General features: G+C 65.4%; 14 protein-coding genes and 1 tRNA gene. 10 read left to right on the top strand and 5 right to left on the bottom strand.

Annotated elements, in window-relative coordinates; genetic code table 11:
• The first annotated feature begins 32 nt into the window (after positions 1 to 32).
• From VUN84_00175 to VUN84_00165, 3 genes are all read left to right on the top strand, one after another.
• Positions 33 to 437, top strand: coding sequence for a DUF5997 family protein (locus VUN84_00175; protein XAS64150.1), 405 nt, complete (start codon positions 33 to 35; stop codon positions 435 to 437).
• Between the two features lie 369 nt (positions 438 to 806).
• Positions 807 to 1,430 carry a hypothetical protein gene (locus tag VUN84_00170; GenBank protein ID XAS64149.1) on the top strand — a complete coding sequence of 208 codons (624 nt, stop codon included), beginning with the start codon at positions 807 to 809 and terminating at the stop codon, positions 1,428 to 1,430.
• 58 nt (positions 1,431 to 1,488) lie between these two features.
• Positions 1,489 to 2,127 (top strand): NAD(P)-binding domain-containing protein, encoded by a 639-nt coding sequence (locus VUN84_00165; GenBank protein ID XAS64148.1) that lies wholly within the window; start codon positions 1,489 to 1,491, stop codon positions 2,125 to 2,127.
• Positions 2,128 to 2,190: 63 nt separating this feature from the next.
• On the opposite strand, the gene VUN84_00160 is transcribed toward VUN84_00165, so the two are convergent.
• The 4 genes from VUN84_00160 to VUN84_00145 all read right to left on the bottom strand — a co-directional run bounded on the left by VUN84_00160 (position 2,191) and on the right by VUN84_00145 (position 6,677).
• Positions 2,191 to 2,673, bottom strand: a complete 483-nt coding sequence (locus VUN84_00160; protein ID XAS64147.1) for a pyridoxamine 5'-phosphate oxidase family protein — start codon at positions 2,671 to 2,673, stop codon at positions 2,191 to 2,193.
• Between the two features lie 122 nt (positions 2,674 to 2,795).
• The gene (locus VUN84_00155; GenBank protein XAS64146.1) at positions 2,796 to 4,319 is read right to left on the bottom strand and encodes an APC family permease; all 1,524 of its coding nucleotides are present in this window, start codon (positions 4,317 to 4,319) and stop codon (positions 2,796 to 2,798) included.
• Entirely contained in the window at positions 4,316 to 5,230 is a 915-nt protein-coding gene (locus VUN84_00150) for a universal stress protein (GenBank protein XAS64145.1), read from the bottom strand. Before VUN84_00150 ends, VUN84_00155 begins: the two co-directional genes overlap by 4 nt.
• Before the next feature lie 49 nt (positions 5,231 to 5,279).
• Positions 5,280 to 6,677, bottom strand: a complete 1,398-nt coding sequence (locus VUN84_00145; GenBank protein XAS64144.1) for an NAD(P)/FAD-dependent oxidoreductase — start codon at positions 6,675 to 6,677, stop codon at positions 5,280 to 5,282.
• 168 nt (positions 6,678 to 6,845) lie between these two features.
• Between VUN84_00145 and VUN84_00140 the strand changes: the two genes are divergently transcribed.
• Positions 6,846 to 7,550, top strand: coding sequence for a TetR/AcrR family transcriptional regulator (locus VUN84_00140; protein XAS64143.1), 705 nt, complete (start codon positions 6,846 to 6,848; stop codon positions 7,548 to 7,550).
• Positions 7,551 to 7,608: 58 nt separating this feature from the next.
• On the opposite strand, the gene VUN84_00135 is transcribed toward VUN84_00140, so the two are convergent.
• A tRNA-Leu gene (locus tag VUN84_00135) sits at positions 7,609 to 7,691 on the bottom strand.
• A 374-nt stretch (positions 7,692 to 8,065) separates the two neighbouring features.
• Here VUN84_00135 and VUN84_00130 point away from each other — a divergent pair.
• Genes VUN84_00130 through VUN84_00105 form a run of 6 tightly spaced genes read left to right on the top strand, consistent with a single transcriptional unit; the run spans position 8,066 to position 15,731 of the window.
• The gene (locus VUN84_00130) at positions 8,066 to 8,812 is read left to right on the top strand and encodes a DUF3662 and FHA domain-containing protein (protein XAS64142.1); all 747 of its coding nucleotides are present in this window, start codon (positions 8,066 to 8,068) and stop codon (positions 8,810 to 8,812) included.
• Positions 8,809 to 9,288 (top strand): FHA domain-containing protein, encoded by a 480-nt coding sequence (locus VUN84_00125; GenBank protein ID XAS64141.1) that lies wholly within the window; start codon positions 8,809 to 8,811, stop codon positions 9,286 to 9,288. The genes VUN84_00130 and VUN84_00125 overlap by 4 nt, the downstream gene beginning before the upstream one ends.
• 2 nt (positions 9,289 to 9,290) lie before the next feature.
• Positions 9,291 to 10,976, top strand: coding sequence for a PP2C family serine/threonine-protein phosphatase (locus VUN84_00120; protein XAS64140.1), 1,686 nt, complete (start codon positions 9,291 to 9,293; stop codon positions 10,974 to 10,976).
• On the top strand, positions 10,973 to 12,424 hold the full coding sequence (locus VUN84_00115) for an FtsW/RodA/SpoVE family cell cycle protein (protein XAS64139.1): 1,452 nt from the start codon (positions 10,973 to 10,975) through the stop codon (positions 12,422 to 12,424). Before VUN84_00120 ends, VUN84_00115 begins: the two co-directional genes overlap by 4 nt.
• The gene (locus VUN84_00110) at positions 12,421 to 13,878 is read left to right on the top strand and encodes a penicillin-binding protein 2 (protein XAS64138.1); all 1,458 of its coding nucleotides are present in this window, start codon (positions 12,421 to 12,423) and stop codon (positions 13,876 to 13,878) included. The genes VUN84_00115 and VUN84_00110 overlap by 4 nt, the downstream gene beginning before the upstream one ends.
• Positions 13,875 to 15,731 carry a protein kinase gene (locus tag VUN84_00105; protein XAS64137.1) on the top strand — a complete coding sequence of 619 codons (1,857 nt, stop codon included), beginning with the start codon at positions 13,875 to 13,877 and terminating at the stop codon, positions 15,729 to 15,731. The genes VUN84_00110 and VUN84_00105 overlap by 4 nt, the downstream gene beginning before the upstream one ends.
• The last annotated feature ends 6 nt before the right edge of the window (positions 15,732 to 15,737 follow it).

Below are 15,737 nucleotides of genomic sequence, written 5' to 3'. Positions count from 1 at the left end.
CCGGTAAGCCGCTGGCCGGATACCCTTGAAGCATGACCTCTGCAAACTCCCAGTCCATGAAGCCGGCCACCGTTGCCAAGAAGCTTGGCATCTACCTGCCCGCAACACCCCAGGAGTTCCAGGATTCGGTCATCAGCCGCGCCGATTTCGCCGAGCTCCAGGCCAACCCGCCGGAGTGGCTCGCGGAACTGCGCCGCAGCGGCCCGCACCCCCGCCCGGTGGTCGCCCAGAAACTCAATGTCTCCATCAGCGGCCTGGCCCGCGGCGGCGTCGAGGAAGCGCTGACGACGGCGGAAATCACCGCGCTGCTGCAGGCTCCGCCGGCATGGCTGGTCGCCGAACGCTCCACCCACGCCGCCGTCCGCGCGGACGCCCAGCGGGTCAAGGATGAGGCCGTGAAGAAGGACGCCAAGAAGGCACGCGCGACGGCCGAGTAGCCGGGGCAACCTCCACCGCCCGCAGACTGCGGCCGTTTCGCCGGTTCCGTGCACACTCGACGCTGCGAATCGTCTAAACGGCACGGCACCATCGGAACGGCGAGGCCTCGACGGGCACCCTCTCGACGATGCCCATATCGAACCCGCCCAGGATGGCGCGCCGGCCCGAGGACGGGAACGGCTCAGTCCTGATGGAGCTGAACGAAGTTCCCGCACCCGTCATCGAAGACCGCCGTCGTGCCGTGTGCACCGGACTTTTCCCGGGAGGCTCCCCGGACGTTCCCGGACCATTGACGGGCCGCCTCCAATGGATTCCAATGGAATCAGGAGCCGCGCCCGCATCGGGCCGGGTCCCTGGAAGGTGTTGGTATGACGTCCCTGTTTGTACCCGACCCGTTCGCGCTCTGGCAACTGGTTGCCCTGGCTCTCACGGTGGTGTGCGCCGCGGCCGCCTCGGTCTACCTGGTCCGGAAGCATCTGGTGGCCGACGACGGCCTGCCGGACGCCGTCTTTTGGGACGGTTTCGCCGGGCTCGCCATTGTTGCACCGGCCGTGATTCTGCCCGCCCTGGCGGCGCCGTGGGCCGGGCTGTTGCTCGGTGTTCTTGCTTCCGCCGCGGCCGCGGCCTCCTACGTGTGGACTCCCAGGGCGTTCAGGAACCGGGAGGCCCGGCGGCTGTCCCGCGAAACGGCTGCCGGCAACGAGGTCGCGGCAGCCCGGCACCGCAGCGCACTGGCCCGGTGGCAGCGATACGAACTCGACCCCGCGCACTGCATTGACTTCCCCGCCATGAGTGACCCGCGGCTGCCGGAGACCGCCGCCTTGATCCGTGCGATGAAGGCGGCAGAGTTGCTGCGTGGCGGTGCCGACTACGCCCCGGCTGTCGCCCGTCTGGAACAGGCCCTCGCCGACGCCGAACGGTCCGCCGGAGTTCCGCTGAATTCCCCGGCCCGGTCCGTGGGGTTTCCGGCAGCGGACGCCGCGCTCAGTTGACGCCCCGCCCGCACGGCCCTGGTCCCTGCAGTCCATCCCCCGCCGAAAAGGAAGCGCCATGACAGACATCACCATTATCGGCAGCGGCAATATGGCACGCGCACTTGGTCTCCGCGCCGTGGCGGGGGGACGATCGCTCCAGATCCTGGACCGGGCGCCGGAACACGCGGCCAAGCTGGCCGCGGAGCTCGGCTCCGGCACTTCCGCTGGGGGACTTGGTGAGATCCCGGAGGGAGACATCGTGGTGCTCGCCCTTTACTTCGGGGCAGCCCAGGAGGTGGCCACGCACTTCGGCGACACCCTCAGCGGCAAAACGGTCGTGGACATCAGCAACCCGATCAACATGGACACTTTCGATTCCCTCACTGTCGGGCCGGGGACCTCTGCCGCCGAGGAGATCGCAGCCCTGCTGCCTGGGGCCGACGTCGTCAAAGCCTTCAACACGACCTTCGCCGGACCGCTGGCGGCGGGAACGGCAGGCGGGATGCCGCTGGATGTGTTCATCGCCTCGGACTCCGAGGACGCGGCCAACCGCGTCGCATCGTTTGCAGCGGCCGGGGGGCTCCGGCCGCTGCGGGTCGGTGGCCTGCGGCACTCCCGTGAGCTGGAAGGCTTCCAGCTCCTGGTCATGGCGCTGCAGACCAATTCCGCCTACGAGTCCTTCAACTGGGGCACCGGACTCAAGATTCTCGACTAGACGGCGCCGGTAGACAGCGTCGGCGGACCTGCGGACGCACCGCCGGCCCGCCGTGCCAGCCGGCTACAGCGACACAGTGCCGCTTTCGCCCACGCTCATTCGGCTGTTGGTGACCTTGGATTTGACCCACTGCAGCACTGTCGCGGCCGTTCCGCCCGGGCTGGTCCAGTATTCGGCGGAGTCCGAATCGACGCGCAGCAGCACCACTTCCGGGGTATCCGGACCGTCCGGGAACCAGGCCTCGACCATCTGGTTCCAGAGCTCGTGGATCTTTGCGCGGTCCGTGACGATCTCTGCCGTTCCGGCCACGGAAACCCATTCCGTGCCCTTGCCGAACGAGACATTAACCCCCGGGTGGGACCGGACGTGGGCCACCTGCGAGGTGCTGGCAGAGGTGAAGAACCACATGTCGCCGTCGTCCTTGACGTCCTGGACCGCCAACGGCCGGCTGACCAAAGCACCTTCCTCGTTGACGGTAGTGAACATTCCGATCCGCGAATCGTTGATGATGCCCGTAACTTTGCTGATGTTTTCTGCGTCCGACATACTGTCACCTCGTTTTGGTTCCGAACGGGGGAAAGTCCCCCTCCCGCCAGCCTATTGGTAAGTGTGCTTGCTTTCCAATGGCTGCCGGAAGAAGGACCCTCCCGGCGCGCTGCTGCCCGGGCTTAATATCCCTGGCGCAAAACCTTGCCCCTGAAGAACTCCGGGCGGATTTTCGCCATGACCAGCATGATTACCACACCCAGCAGAATCACGCCCATGCCGAGAATGAACACGAGGCCGATGCCGCCAACGGAGGAACCGGACCCGTACGCCGGATCCATGGAGTCATAGGCCGTCTTGACGAACATCACCAGCAGAATGACGCCGCCCAGGAGCGGAGAAAGGAACTTGAAGAAGAACGCATGCGCCCCCTTGAAGGCCTCGCTTCGGAAGAACCAGACACAGGCCAGGGCGGTGATGCCGTAGTAGAAGCAGATCATCATGCCCAGAGCGGTGATGGTGTCCCACAACGCGTTTTCGGAGGTGGTCCGGGTAATGACGTAGAAGGCTGCGGCGGCGATCGCCGCAGCCACGGTGGCATAGCTCGGGGACTTGAACGTGGGGCTGATCCGGCCGAATTTCGCCGGCAGCGCCTTGTAATGGCCCATCGCCAGCAGCGTCCGCGCCGGTGAGACGAACGTCGACTGCAAGGAGGCGGCCGAGCTGCTCAGAATGGACAGGGACATCAGGATGGCGAACGGACCCATGACCGGCCCGGCGAGGACGGCGAAGATGCTGCCCTGGTTTTCCGGGTTTCCGGCCCCCAGGCCTTCCTGACCGATGCCCGCAAACGAGAGCGTGGCCAGGGCCACTGTCATGTAAATGATCACGATGACCAGCACGGTGACGGTGGCCGCGCGGCCCGGGGTCTTCTCCGGGTTGCGGGTTTCCTCGTTCATGGTCAGGGTGACGTCCCAGCCCCAGTAAATGAAGATGGAGAGGGAAACGCCGGCTGCGAAGGCGGAGAAGGAACCGACCGCAAACGGGTTGAACCAGTCGGGGGTGATCGCGGTGGCGTCAAAGGCTGATCCGTTGGCGACATGGCTGAAGGCGGCGACGGCGAACCAGCCGAGCACGAGGAGCTGGAACGCGACCAGCACGTATTGGACGCCCTTCGTGGTTTCCATGCCGCGGTAGGAGATCCAGCAGGCCAGCGCAATGAAGACCAGTGTGGTGGCAATGTTCAGCGGCAGGTTAAGCGTCAGGTCAGCCAGTTCGGGGTTGCCGAACAGCTGGGCAAGCATGAGATAGAAGAAATCGACCGCAACGGCTGCGAGGTTGGAGAGCACGATGATGGTCGCGGCGATCAACCCCCAGCCGCCCATCCAGCCGATCCACGGACCGAAGGCACGCGAGGCCCACGTGAAAGAGGTTCCGGCGTCGGGCATGGCGTTGTTCAGTTCCCGGTAGCCGAACGCGACCAGGAGCATCGGGACGAAGCCCACAAGGAAGATGGCCGGCAGCTGGACCCCGACTTCGGCGACGGTGGGGCCGAGGGCCGCGGTCAGCGTATAGGCCGGGGCGATACAGGACACACCGATGACGACGGCGCCGATCAGCCCGATCGATCCGGCTTTCAAACCTTTGGCGCTGAGTCCTGCTTGGGTGTCGTGCGAGGCCTTGGACGTCGCGTGTTCGGTGCTCATTGGCGTGCCTCTCGGGAGGTTAGATTCGAGGTTTCCGGGTTCTGGTCCTTGAGTTCGTAGCCGCTGGGGACCACAAGCATGGGCACCGGCAGGGCCCGCAGGATCCGGTTGGCGGTGCTGCCAAGGAATATGGAGCGGCCGTGGGCCAGCCGGCTTGATCCGATCACCAGCACCTCGCCGTCTTCCCAACGGAGGTCATCCACGGCCTCCTCGACCGCCCGGCCCTGGGCCACGACGACGTCCGTCTCCGCCACGAGCGGGGCTCCCGACGGACTGACCGGGGCGGCTGCGGCAACAGTCTTTTCCGCGTACTCGCGGGCGGAGTCCGCCGCGCCGGAGGTATCACCGCCGTCGAGCGCGAGCAGTGAGACGACCCGCAATGGAATTCCCCGGTTCGCCGCCATACCGATCGCGAAGTCCAGCAGCTTCCCGGCTCCGGCCCGGGTGCCGAGTCCGCAACTGATCCGGGTCAACGCCTCCGTGCGGTGGTAGCCATGGGGCGCCAGTGCCACCGGGACGGTGGACGCGTGCAGCAGTGAGCTGGCTACCGAACCGATGGTGAAGCGCTTGAAAAGCCCCGCGTTGGTTGCCCCGATAACCAGGATGTCCGCCCCAAATTCCTCCGCTGCCTCGATCAGCGCGTGGGCATCGGAGTCGCCGGTCCGGATATGCGCCTGCGCCGGCACGTCATCCGGGACGAGGGCAAGGGCTTCATTGAGCCATTCGCGTGCCTGCTCGTGGAGAAGGTTCTCGAAACCGGCTTTGGGCGCATGGGCCGCTGCAAACTGTTGGACTTCCGGCACCACCAGCACCAGATCCAGGCTGGCACCGCGGCCACGGGCCAGTGCTACGGCCAGACTGACGGCGTCGCGGCCTCTGTCATTGGCGGAATACCCCACTACGTAACGCATCTGGCCGGTCCTTTCTGGACTGTTAAGCGGTTTTGGGCGAAGCGAGGGGCTAATGGGAAACCACGGCGGTGCGGTCTGCCGCAGCGACGATCCGGGCGGCGGTGTGGCGGCCCATCCGGATGGCACCATCGACGTGCTGGTACCCCTCGGCTGCAAGATCAGAGGATGACCAGTAGATCGGCCCGACCGGTGCGTGCTGGTCCTTTCCGTAGCGGTGCAATCCGCCCAGGTCATAGCTGGAGGCGTACGCGCCGCGGGTCCACTCCTCCGACCCCCAGTCCGACTCGTAGTAGACCTCCGGCTGGAGCGCTTTGTCGCCCAGGAATCCGGCAATGGATTCGAGGATGGCCCGGCGGCGTTCCCCGCTGTTGAGCTCGAACATGGCATCGGCCTTTTCGTCCGAGACGAAACCGACCAGCGTGCCCCGGGGGTCCTCGTGGTTGGTGTTGTCATAGACCTCCTGGACCAGCGCGCCGGCTCCGAAGCAGGTTCCGGAGAGGCCGTCTTCGCGCCAGAACGGGGTGCTGTAGACGGCGTGGACCTTGATGACCAGGCCCAGCGACTGGTGCTGGTGCATCTGGTGCTGGCGGCGCGGCAGCGGCGGGTTGAAAGAGACCCGGGAGTACAGGTTGGGTGGCACGGCCATGATGACAAAACGCGCGTTCACGGTGGCGCGTTCTGAAACGGCGGTCACGCGCTCCCCGTGTTCTCCGCCGGGGGCAGGCCCCCAGTTGATAGTGCGCACGGGGCTGTCCAGAACAACATCCCCGCCCAGGTCCGCGGCCAGCAGTTCAGAGACCTTCTGCATTCCGCCGACCACGCGCTTGTCGAGAATAAAGTCCTCGTCGGTGAGGTGGCTGAATGATCCTGCGGAGGCTGCCATCAGCACCGCCTGCAGAGCAGAGAAGGCGTGGGCCGGCTTGGTGAGCATTCCGCCGGCGATGAAAAGGCCGATGTTGTTGCAGGCCTCTTCATCGGTGGAGTTTTCCCGCAACCAGTGATGGAAGGAGATGGTGTCCAGCTCGCGGGCCTTGGGATGGGCCCACGGTTCGGTGGGGCCGATCTCGGCGGCGAGGGAGTCCAGCAGGGCGGTGAGCTTGTCCATTTCGGCGGCGGTGGTTTCGCTGACCGGGAAGGTGTCGCCCGTGTAGAGGCTGCGTTTGCCGTCGGACCCGATGTAGACGGAGTTGCCGTCGCGGTAGCGGGAATAGGTCTGCAGGCCGAGCTCGTCGAGGAGCGCCAGCAGTTCGGTCTGGTCCGGGGAGACCCACTGGCCGCCGATTTCCAGCATGGCGCCGTCAACCGTATCGGTCCACGTGCGGCCGCCAACACGGTCGCGGGCCTCCAGGACGGCCACGCTCAGGCCGGCCCTCCGCAATTCCCGGGCTGCGGTCAGTCCGGCAGGCCCTGCTCCGACGATGACGACGTCGCGGTCAAGTTCCAGCATGTTGTCCTTTCCGTGTCCGCGAAGTGATGCGGCCCACTAAATGAATGCCGTTCATTTACGTTGACTATAGACCCTTTGTGCGTTGCAGGGAAGAGTTCAAAGCCGGAAAAGTTCCGTCCGTAAAGTAGAGGCAGAATGGGAGAACCCCGAAGACACGAGAGGTCAGAAATGCCGGCATCCACCACCGCCCCCGCGGATCCGCACCGTCAGGACGCCATACCGCGCCGCCGGGCGGGCCGGCCTGCCGCCGCCGTCCTTGATCAGGACGGCATCACCGCCGCGGCGCTGCAACTCATCAGAAGAAGCGGCTACGACGGGTTCACCATGGCCGCACTGGCGCGCACCCTCAACGTGGCGCCGTCAGCTCTGTATAACCACGTCTCGTCCAAGCGGGACGTCCTGGTTTTGGTCCAGGACCACCTGACCTCACTCGTTGACGTGTCAGCCTTCGAGGCCGAACCGTGGGAGCGGGCCGTGCGCGGCTGGGCTTGGAGCTACCGCGACGTGTTCTCCAAGCACACGCCTCTAATCCCCGTCATCGCCGTACTCCCGGTGACGGACGCACCCAAAACGCTCGCCATGTACGAGGCCGTCAGTGCCGGGTTCAGCCGGGCCGGCTTCCCGCAGGAGCGGATTATCTCCTCGATCGTGGCCCTGGAATCCTTCATCTTCGGGTCGGCCTATGACGTCACCGCTCCGGCGGACATCTTCGACTCCGGACGCATGGCGGCATCGACGCCGCACTTCACGGCGGCCGTGGCGCGCCTGGCCGCCCAGGGTTACCCGAACCAGGCCGACGTCGCGTTTGAGCTGGGACTCGATGCTCTGGTTGCCGGTTTCGGCGCGTCGCGGCAGCAACGGGCGTCTCCCTGAACCGGTTTCGGGGCAAAAAAAGAACCCCGATCCGAAGATCGGGGTTCTTTCATGTGCGTGCGCGAGGGGGGATTTGAACCCCCACGCCCTTTCGGACACTGGCACCTGAAGCCAGCGCGTCTGCCGTTCCGCCACTCGCGCGCAACTTCCTTTACGCCACTTGCGGGCCGGAATGCCGGCCGCAAACCTCGTAAAAGCAGCGAGATCAAGCATAACGGACAACTGCGGGAAAACACCAATCGGCCCCCGGGCGGACCACCGCTGGCGCCCGCGCACGACGCGGGGGCGTGCTGCCGCGACCTCGCCGGCGGCGGACAATGCCAATGTCCGCGCAGGTCAGCGCGCGGCAGCGGCATTTCTCCGGCAGGGTGCCGCCACGTCCATTAGGGCCATTCCCAGACTCGCCCAGTAGTATCTGATGTAGGAGTGCCCGCCAACAGCGGGCTCCCGCAAATGTGGGAAACCGAGTTCCGGAACGAATGCTGCCCTGCAGCCGTCACGAAAGGAGAAGCACCATGGGATTGCTGGACAAAGTCGAGCGCGGCATCGAAAAGGCCGTCCGCGGAGTCTTCTCCACCGGTTCGCGCGCACAGGTCGAGCCTGTCGAGATCGCCAGCCACCTTCGCCGCGAGGTGGACAACAAGGCCATCACGATCGCAGCCGGGCGGACCCTGGCCCCCAACGTCTTCGACGTACTCCTGAGCGACTCCGACTTCCAGCGCGCCCAGGAATGGGGCACGCCACTTGCTGAAGAGCTGTGCGACGTCGTCATCAACCACGTGCGCAGCCAGGGTTACACGCTCCAGGGTCCCGTCCGCATCAGCTTCCGCCGGGACGAGGAACGCCGTACCGGGGATTTCGAGATCAAGTCCCGAACCGAGAAGTCCTCTACCCCCGCCGGCGCAGCGCCGGCCTCCCACCCTGGCATGCCGGCGGCGCCGACACGCCAGCCGGCGCGCATGCAACCCGTCCTGGACATCGACGGGCAACGGTATTCCCTCAACGCTTCCTCGATTGTGCTGGGACGCTCCTCCGAAGCAGACATCCTTATTGACGACACCGGCGTCTCCCGCCGCCATCTGGAAATCAGAACGGGCCCGGGCACCGCCCAGGCGGTCGATCTGGGCTCCACGAACGGCAGTTACGTCAACGGCCACAAGATCGTGGGGTCCTCGGAGCTTACCGACGGCACCACGATCACTATGGGACGGACCAAAATCATCTTCCGCCTTTTGCCCGCCAACCCAGGCGGCCGCCGGTGAGTGAACTGACCATCACCGCCCTCCGCTTCGGATTTCTCCTGCTCCTGTGGGTGCTGATCTTCAGCATTGTCGCCGCGATGCGCCGCGACCTCATGATCGGCAGCAAAGCGGCCGCGGGGGCGCCGACGGCACGGCAGGTGCGCAAGAACCCGGCCCTCGCCGAGCCGGCTCTGGCCGCCAAACAGCAGCCCCGCCAACTCGTCGTCACCGAAGGTCCCCTTAAGGGCACCACAATCCCGCTCGCAGCGAGCCCCATCCTGCTCGGCCGCGCACAGGAAGCCACCCTCGTCCTGGAGGACGACTACGCTTCGGGCCGCCACGCCCGGTTGTTCCCGCAGGGCAGCCGCTGGTTCATCGAGGACCTGGGCTCTACCAACGGCACCTATCTGGCCGATCAGCAGCTCACCAGGGCACTGCCCGTTGAGCTGGGTGTTCCCGTGAGAATCGGCAAGACGGTCATTGAATTGAGGCCGTAGCCATGCCTGCTCCGGATCTCCCCGCAGACAAGGCCGAACGCACACCCCCAGCCTCCAAGCGGCCGCTCATCATGCGCTACGCCGCGCGGTCGGACGTTGGCCGAGTGCGGGCGAAAAACGACGACTCCGCCTACGTGGGCCGGCACCTCGCGGTCGTCGCAGACGGTATGGGCGGGCACGCCGGCGGCGACGTTGCCTCCGCCGCCACGGTGCTGGACATGCTGCATTTGGACAGCGATGGCTACGACGGCGACGCCGGCACCATCCTTGCCGATGAGATCCAGACCGCCAATTCGCTGCTCTCCGAACTCGTCCATATGAATCCCAAACTGGCGGGCATGGGCACCACCGTGACCGCCCTTCTGCTGGCAGAAGGCAAGCTCCACTTCGCCCACATCGGCGACTCCCGCGCGTACCGGCTTCGCAACGGGGAATACGAGCAGATCAGCGTGGACCACACCTTCGTCCAGCGCCTCATCGACGAAGGCCGGCTCCGGCCCGAGGAAGCCGAAACCCACCCCCACAAGAACGTCCTCATGCGCGTCCTCGGCGACGTCGATGCCAGTCCCGAACTGGACCTGGCGACCCTGGAGGTCGAACCGGGTGAGCGCTGGCTTCTCTGTTCCGATGGCCTGAACTACGTGGCCGGCCACGTCGTGGAACGGACTGTCCGGGAGACCAGGGACCTGCGTGAGTGCGCCGAGCTGCTGGTGGACCTCACCCTGGAGGCAGGCGCACCGGACAACGTCACCGTGGTGATACTGGAGATCACCGAGCAAACAACCGACGACGTCCGGACGGCCGCCGTCGACGTCGTCCCTTCCACGACCCAGTCCATCCCGGGCACCACCCCAGGTTCCGCCACCGAGACCCGCCGGACCGGAAGCACGTTCGGTGCGGCGAAAACAGTGCAGGAGTCGGGTGGGCCCGCTGATCCGGAAAAATCCGTAGGCCCCGCCGAAGACCATAGGACCGACAACGCGGGGCGAAAGGCCGAGCCCGGGACCGCCACCGATCCGCACCTTGGCGAACATCTCTCCGCCGAGGTCCTGCGCGAGGAACTGGCCGGCCGTCCCCACGAACTCGTCGGCGCCGCCGCCATAGCCGCCGCCTCAGGCTCCATCCCCACTGTGGCCGGCCGCACCATGGCCCGCCGCGCTGCGACCGTCCTGACCCACAAGTCGGAACAGACGAAGGACGAGGTTGATGACGATGCGCCCGCCGTCCGGCCCCGACGCTGGCTGACGATCTCCATCGCCGCCGCCATCGTTGCCGTCCTCACGGTGGGTCTGTGGCTGGGCTACGCCTGGACCCAGACCCGGTACTACATCGGAGAACATGATCAGCACGTGGCCATCTTTAACGGGGTTTCCCAGCGTCTTGGCCCCATCCAGCTCTCCACCCTCGAAACGGTGACCGAAATCCGGATGTCAGATCTTCCTGAATTTTCCCAGCAGCGTGTACGCCAGACCGTGCCGGCACGGGACCTTTACGATGCCCAGCGGATCGTCAAAAACCTCGAGCGCACAGGCACCACCGCCCCCGCCGACGAATGCATCACCGCGTCCCCGACGCCCACCAGCCCGGCCCCGACGGCGACTCCGGGTGAGACTGCCAGCCCCGGCACGTCCGGGACTGCCACGCCGTCCCCGGCCGCAACAGTTCCGCTCTGCGAGGGAGTCAAATGACGCCCATCGATCCTACGCCCAGGCCGCGACGGAACACCGAACTCGTCCTCCTCGTCCTTGCCCTCGCCGTAGGCGTCGGCGCCAATGCGCTGGTGGGGGTCGACCAGCAGAAGGCCTTCGACACGGACTTCTGGTTCCAGTCGAGCCTTCTAGCCGCGGCCGCCCTCGCCTTCCACATTGTTCTGCGCATCCGGGCAAAATATGCCGATCCGGTTATGCTTCCGCTGGTCGTGGCGCTCAACGGTCTGGGGCTGGCCATGATCCACCGGCTGGACCGGATCGGGGAGGACACAGGCAATAATCAGCTGCGCTGGACTGTCGTGGCCATGGCAGTTTCCATCGCCGTTATCTGGTTCCTCAAGGATCACCGTGTTCTGCGCCGATTCACGTACATTTCGCTGGCCGTCAGTGCCGTCCTCCTCATCCTTCCGCTGGTTCCCGGCATCAGCGCAGGCGAAATCCTGGGCGCCCGGGTTTGGATCAGGTTTGGTTCCATGACCTTCCAGCCGGGTGAAATCGCCAAGATCACCCTTGCCATATTCTTTGCGGGGTATCTTTCCTCCAACCGGGACCTCATCCTGCTGGCGGGCCGCAAAGTCGGTCCCCTGCAATTCCCGCGGTTCAAGGACATGGGACCCATGCTGGCGGCCTGGCTGGTGAGCATCGGGGTGCTGATCTTCCAGCGGGACCTTGGCTCCTCAATCCTGTTCTTTGGTCTCTTCCTGGTCATGATCTACGTGGCCACCAGCCGGATCAGCTGGGTAATTATCGGCGTCGGGCTCATGGCGGCGGGCGGATTTGTGGCCTCCCGGGTCTTTTCCCACGTCGCCCTGCGGATTGACGGCTGGGTCAACGCCTTCACCGACGAAGTCTACGGGCGCGAGTTCGGCGGGAGCCTGCAGATCGTCGAGGGGCTGTTCGGCATGGCCAACGGTGGCCTGGTGGGGACCGGCTTCGGCCAGGGGCGGCCGAATCTGGTTCCGTTCGCTAACAGTGACATGATCATCGCTTCATTCGGCGAAGAGCTGGGTCTGATTGGCCTGTTCGCGATTGTCCTGATGTATCTGCTGCTCTTCACCCGCGGATTCCGTGCGGCGCTGGGTACCCGGGACGCGTTCGGCAAGCTGCTGGCCACCGGGCTCTCCTTTGCCATTGCACTGCAGTGCTTCGTGGTGATCGGTGGTGTCACCCGACTCATCCCGCTCACAGGCCTCACCACACCGTTCCTGGCGGCCGGCGGCTCTTCCCTCCTCGCCAACTGGATCATCGTGGGGCTGCTGCTTATGATCTCGCACGCGGCGCGCGGCCCGGTCGACACGACACCGCTGGCCCCTGGCGAGCAACCCGACCCACAGAAAGTCATTCCCGAGATGCCTTCGAAGCCGGCCACCGTTCCCGGCAAGGGACGGAACAGTCCGGAAGCTCCCACCGAGGCGGTCAAGCTGTGAACCAAGCCATTCGTAATTCCTGGATCGCCGCGATCGCGATGTTCGTGTTGATTTTTGGCGCCCTCAGCTATGTCCAGGTGGTCGGCGCAGACGAGCTGGAAGCCAACGCCTGGAACAAGCGCACCCTGCTGCAGAACTATTGCAACGACCGCGGCGCCATCATTGTTGGCGGAACGCCAGTAGCGGAATCCGTGGCTGCCGATGAAAGCTGCAAGTTCCAACGCACGTACACGCAGCCGGAGCCCTACGCGGGCATCACCGGCTACTTCTCCCGCAGCTTCGGCGTGACCGGGCTTGAAAAAGCCATGGGCAAAGAGCTCGCGGGCAGTTCGGATCAGCAGTTCCTGGACCGCGTGGGCCAACTCTTCCTGGGGAACCAGCCCAAGGGTGCTTCGGTAGAGCTCACGCTTGATCCCAAGATCCAAAAGCTCGCTTACGATCTCATCCCCGATGGCCAGCGCGGTTCAATCGTGGTGACCAATCCGAAGACCGGTGCAATTATCGCCATGGTCTCCAAGCCCTCCTACGACCCGAACCTCATCGCCACGCAGGATCCGGCAGCGGAGGCCGCTAACTTCGCTGCACTGAACAAGGTCCCGGGAATCAACTTGAACCAGAACGTCAGCGGGCCCACCGGAGCCTTGTTGGCTCCCGGCTCGGTCTTCAAGATTGTCGACACCGCCGCAGCCCTCGGCTCGGGTAAATACAACAAGGACAGCACCCTGCCCAATCCTGCGGAGATGTCCTTCCCCGGCATCGCGTACCGGCTGCCCAACTATGCCGGCGGCAACTGCTACACCCGCGACACCGCGACGTTCGCCTTCGCCCTCCAGCAATCGTGCAACACCCCCTTCGCCAGCATCGCGCTGGATCTCGGGCAAAAAGCCATCGCCGACCAAGCCGCGAAATTCGGTTTCGGGCAAGACTTTGGCGATCAGTTGAAGCTGGACTTTGCTCCGAGTTTCTTCCCCGACGAAGAGCTGGATGACACTTCCCTGGCGCAATCCTCAATCGGCCAGCGGGACGTCCGGGCCACGCCGCTGCAGATCAACACGATGACGGCGGCCATAGCCAATGGCGGCGTGCAGATGCAGCCGAACCTGATCAAGGCCGTGCGCTCCCCGGACCTGCGCCCCATCAGCGAGCCGAAACCGCAGGTGCTGCGGACCTCCACGTCATCGGACATCGCCCGGCAAATTAACGAGTGGATGGTCAGTGTGGTCAGCGACGGCATTGGACGCGCCGCGGCGGTGCCCGGCGTCAAGGTGGCCGGCAAAACCGGCACCGCGGAACTCGGCGACGGCCTGAACAACTCATGGTTTACCGGGTTCGCCCCGGCGAACGACCCGCAGGTGGCTGTAACCATCGTCATGGAAGGCGTAGACATCACTACCGGCGCAAAGCTAACCAGTCCGAACGCGAAGAAGATCTTTGAGGCGGTGTTGAATAAGTGAGGCCTTCATCAGGAATCACCCTCGGCGGCAGATTCCAGCTGACGACACGTATTGCGATCGGCGGCATGGGAGAAGTCTGGAAAGCCAAAGATCTTATCCTTGGCCGCATTGTCGCCATCAAGGTGCTCAAGGAGGAGTACACGGGCGATCCCGGTTTCCTCCAGCGGTTCCGGGCCGAAGCCCGCCATACTGCGCTGCTGAACCACGTCGGGATCGCCAACGTCTTTGACTACGGCGAGGAAGAAGGCTCCGCCTATCTCGTCATGGAGCTGGTCCCGGGCCAGCCGCTGAGCAGCATTATCGAACACGAGCAGGTGCTCTCCCCGGACCGCACCTTGTCCATGATCGCCCAGACGGCGCGCGCCCTCTCAGTTGCCCACGCGCAGGGCCTGGTCCACCGCGATATCAAGCCGGGCAACCTGCTGATCACCCCGGATGGCCGCGTCAAGGTCACGGACTTCGGCATCGCCCGCCTCGCGGATCAGGTTCCGCTCACCCAGACCGGCCAGGTGATGGGAACCGCCCAGTACCTGGCCCCGGAACAGGCGACCGGCCAGCTTGCCACCGGTTCCTCGGATATCTATGCCCTGGGGGTGATCGGGTATGAGTGCCTCACAGGACGCCGTCCGTTCTCCGGCGAATCGCAGATCGCCATAGCCCTGGCCCAGGTCAACGACGCGCCGCCGCCGCTGCCGGAATCACTTCCCAAGCCGGTCCGTGCCCTGCTCATGTCCATGCTGGCCAAGGACCCCAAGAACCGCCCGGCAGATGCCCTTAAACTTTCCGAGGCAGCCGAAGCCATCCGCAAGGGTGACATCGCCGCTGCCCACGCCGCAGTTCCCGGCATGCTCCTCTTCGAGGCAGCGACCGGGCCCATCACGGCGCCCGTGGACGTTCCCACGGCAACGACCGGTGTCATCAGCGCGGGAGAGCGCGCGACGTCGGCCACATCAGCTTTGCCGGTGGTAGGCGCCGCCGGAGCGGGGGCCGCGGCGGGGCATGCTGCCGGGGCAGCCGCTACAAGCGCCTACGGCGCCAGCAACAATCCTGCACGCGACAATGCCCTCGCTGCGGAACGCAACTGGATTCCGGAAGACGACGACTACGACGAACCCGTCGACGAAGCGGCGCGCCGCGGCCGCAGCCCTTGGACCTGGCCGCTGGTTGCCCTGATCCTGCTGGTGTTGTTTGCCCTGGTGGGCGTGATGCTGAGCCAGGCCGGGATCCTGTTCCCACAGACCCCGGCCAGCAGCAACGCGGTCACCACCAGCGCGGCCACCGCGGCGACGACCAGCGCCCAGCCGACGACGACCAGCGCCTCGCCCACATCTTCGAGTGCCAGTCCCACCAGCAGCTCGGCAACACCCACGGAATCCACGCCGGCTGCCATCAATGTGATACCGGAAAGCTATCTCGGCCGCCCGTACAACGAGGTCCGCAGTGAACTTGGCAAGATGAACCTGAAAGTCACCGGCGCTGAAGTCTTTGACGACTCAACGCCGGGAACGGTGATCGACATCAACCCCTCAGGCCAGGTCCAGCCTTTCGACACCATCACCGTGAGCTACTCCAAGGGACCGGAGCCCACCAAGGCTCCTGAGACCGCGCCGGTGCCGACACTGCAGTCCGGCGCGAGCGAAGCTGCCGTCCAGCAGGCCATCCAGGCCGCAGGCCTGCGCTGGGCCAAGGGCGCCGACGTGGCACCCACGAACAAGAAGGAAGCGGCAGGCACCTTCGTCAGCGCCGAACCCGCTTCGGGCAGCAATGTCATCGCCGGTTCCGTCGTGACCTACCATCTGGCCAAGGCCGCTCCCACAACGCCGACCCCGACCCCGAGCCCCACCGGAACGTAGGCCGCA

It is taken from the genome of Micrococcaceae bacterium Sec5.8 (assembly GCA_039636775.1).
GTDB lineage: Bacteria > Actinomycetota > Actinomycetes > Actinomycetales > Micrococcaceae > Arthrobacter.
This window is presented reverse-complemented; position numbering and strand designations above follow the sequence as displayed.

Excerpts from the sequence above, each read along its gene's own strand:
- VUN84_00155 (XAS64146.1), bottom strand. The coding sequence starts at position 4,319 with ATGAGCACCGAACACGCGACGTCCAAGGCCTCGCACGACACCCAAGCA.
- VUN84_00120 (XAS64140.1), top strand. The coding sequence starts at position 9,291 with ATGCCTGCTCCGGATCTCCCCGCAGACAAGGCCGAACGCACACCCCCA.
- VUN84_00160 (XAS64147.1), bottom strand. The coding sequence starts at position 2,673 with ATGTCGGACGCAGAAAACATCAGCAAAGTTACGGGCATCATCAACGAT.
- VUN84_00140 (XAS64143.1), top strand. The coding sequence starts at position 6,846 with ATGCCGGCATCCACCACCGCCCCCGCGGATCCGCACCGTCAGGACGCC.
- VUN84_00165 (XAS64148.1), top strand. The coding sequence starts at position 1,489 with ATGACAGACATCACCATTATCGGCAGCGGCAATATGGCACGCGCACTT.
- VUN84_00170 (XAS64149.1), top strand. The coding sequence starts at position 807 with ATGACGTCCCTGTTTGTACCCGACCCGTTCGCGCTCTGGCAACTGGTT.
- VUN84_00130 (XAS64142.1), top strand. The coding sequence starts at position 8,066 with ATGGGATTGCTGGACAAAGTCGAGCGCGGCATCGAAAAGGCCGTCCGC.
- VUN84_00150 (XAS64145.1), bottom strand. The coding sequence starts at position 5,230 with ATGCGTTACGTAGTGGGGTATTCCGCCAATGACAGAGGCCGCGACGCC.
- VUN84_00145 (XAS64144.1), bottom strand. The coding sequence starts at position 6,677 with ATGCTGGAACTTGACCGCGACGTCGTCATCGTCGGAGCAGGGCCTGCC.
- VUN84_00115 (XAS64139.1), top strand. The coding sequence starts at position 10,973 with ATGACGCCCATCGATCCTACGCCCAGGCCGCGACGGAACACCGAACTC.
- VUN84_00175 (XAS64150.1), top strand. The coding sequence starts at position 33 with ATGACCTCTGCAAACTCCCAGTCCATGAAGCCGGCCACCGTTGCCAAG.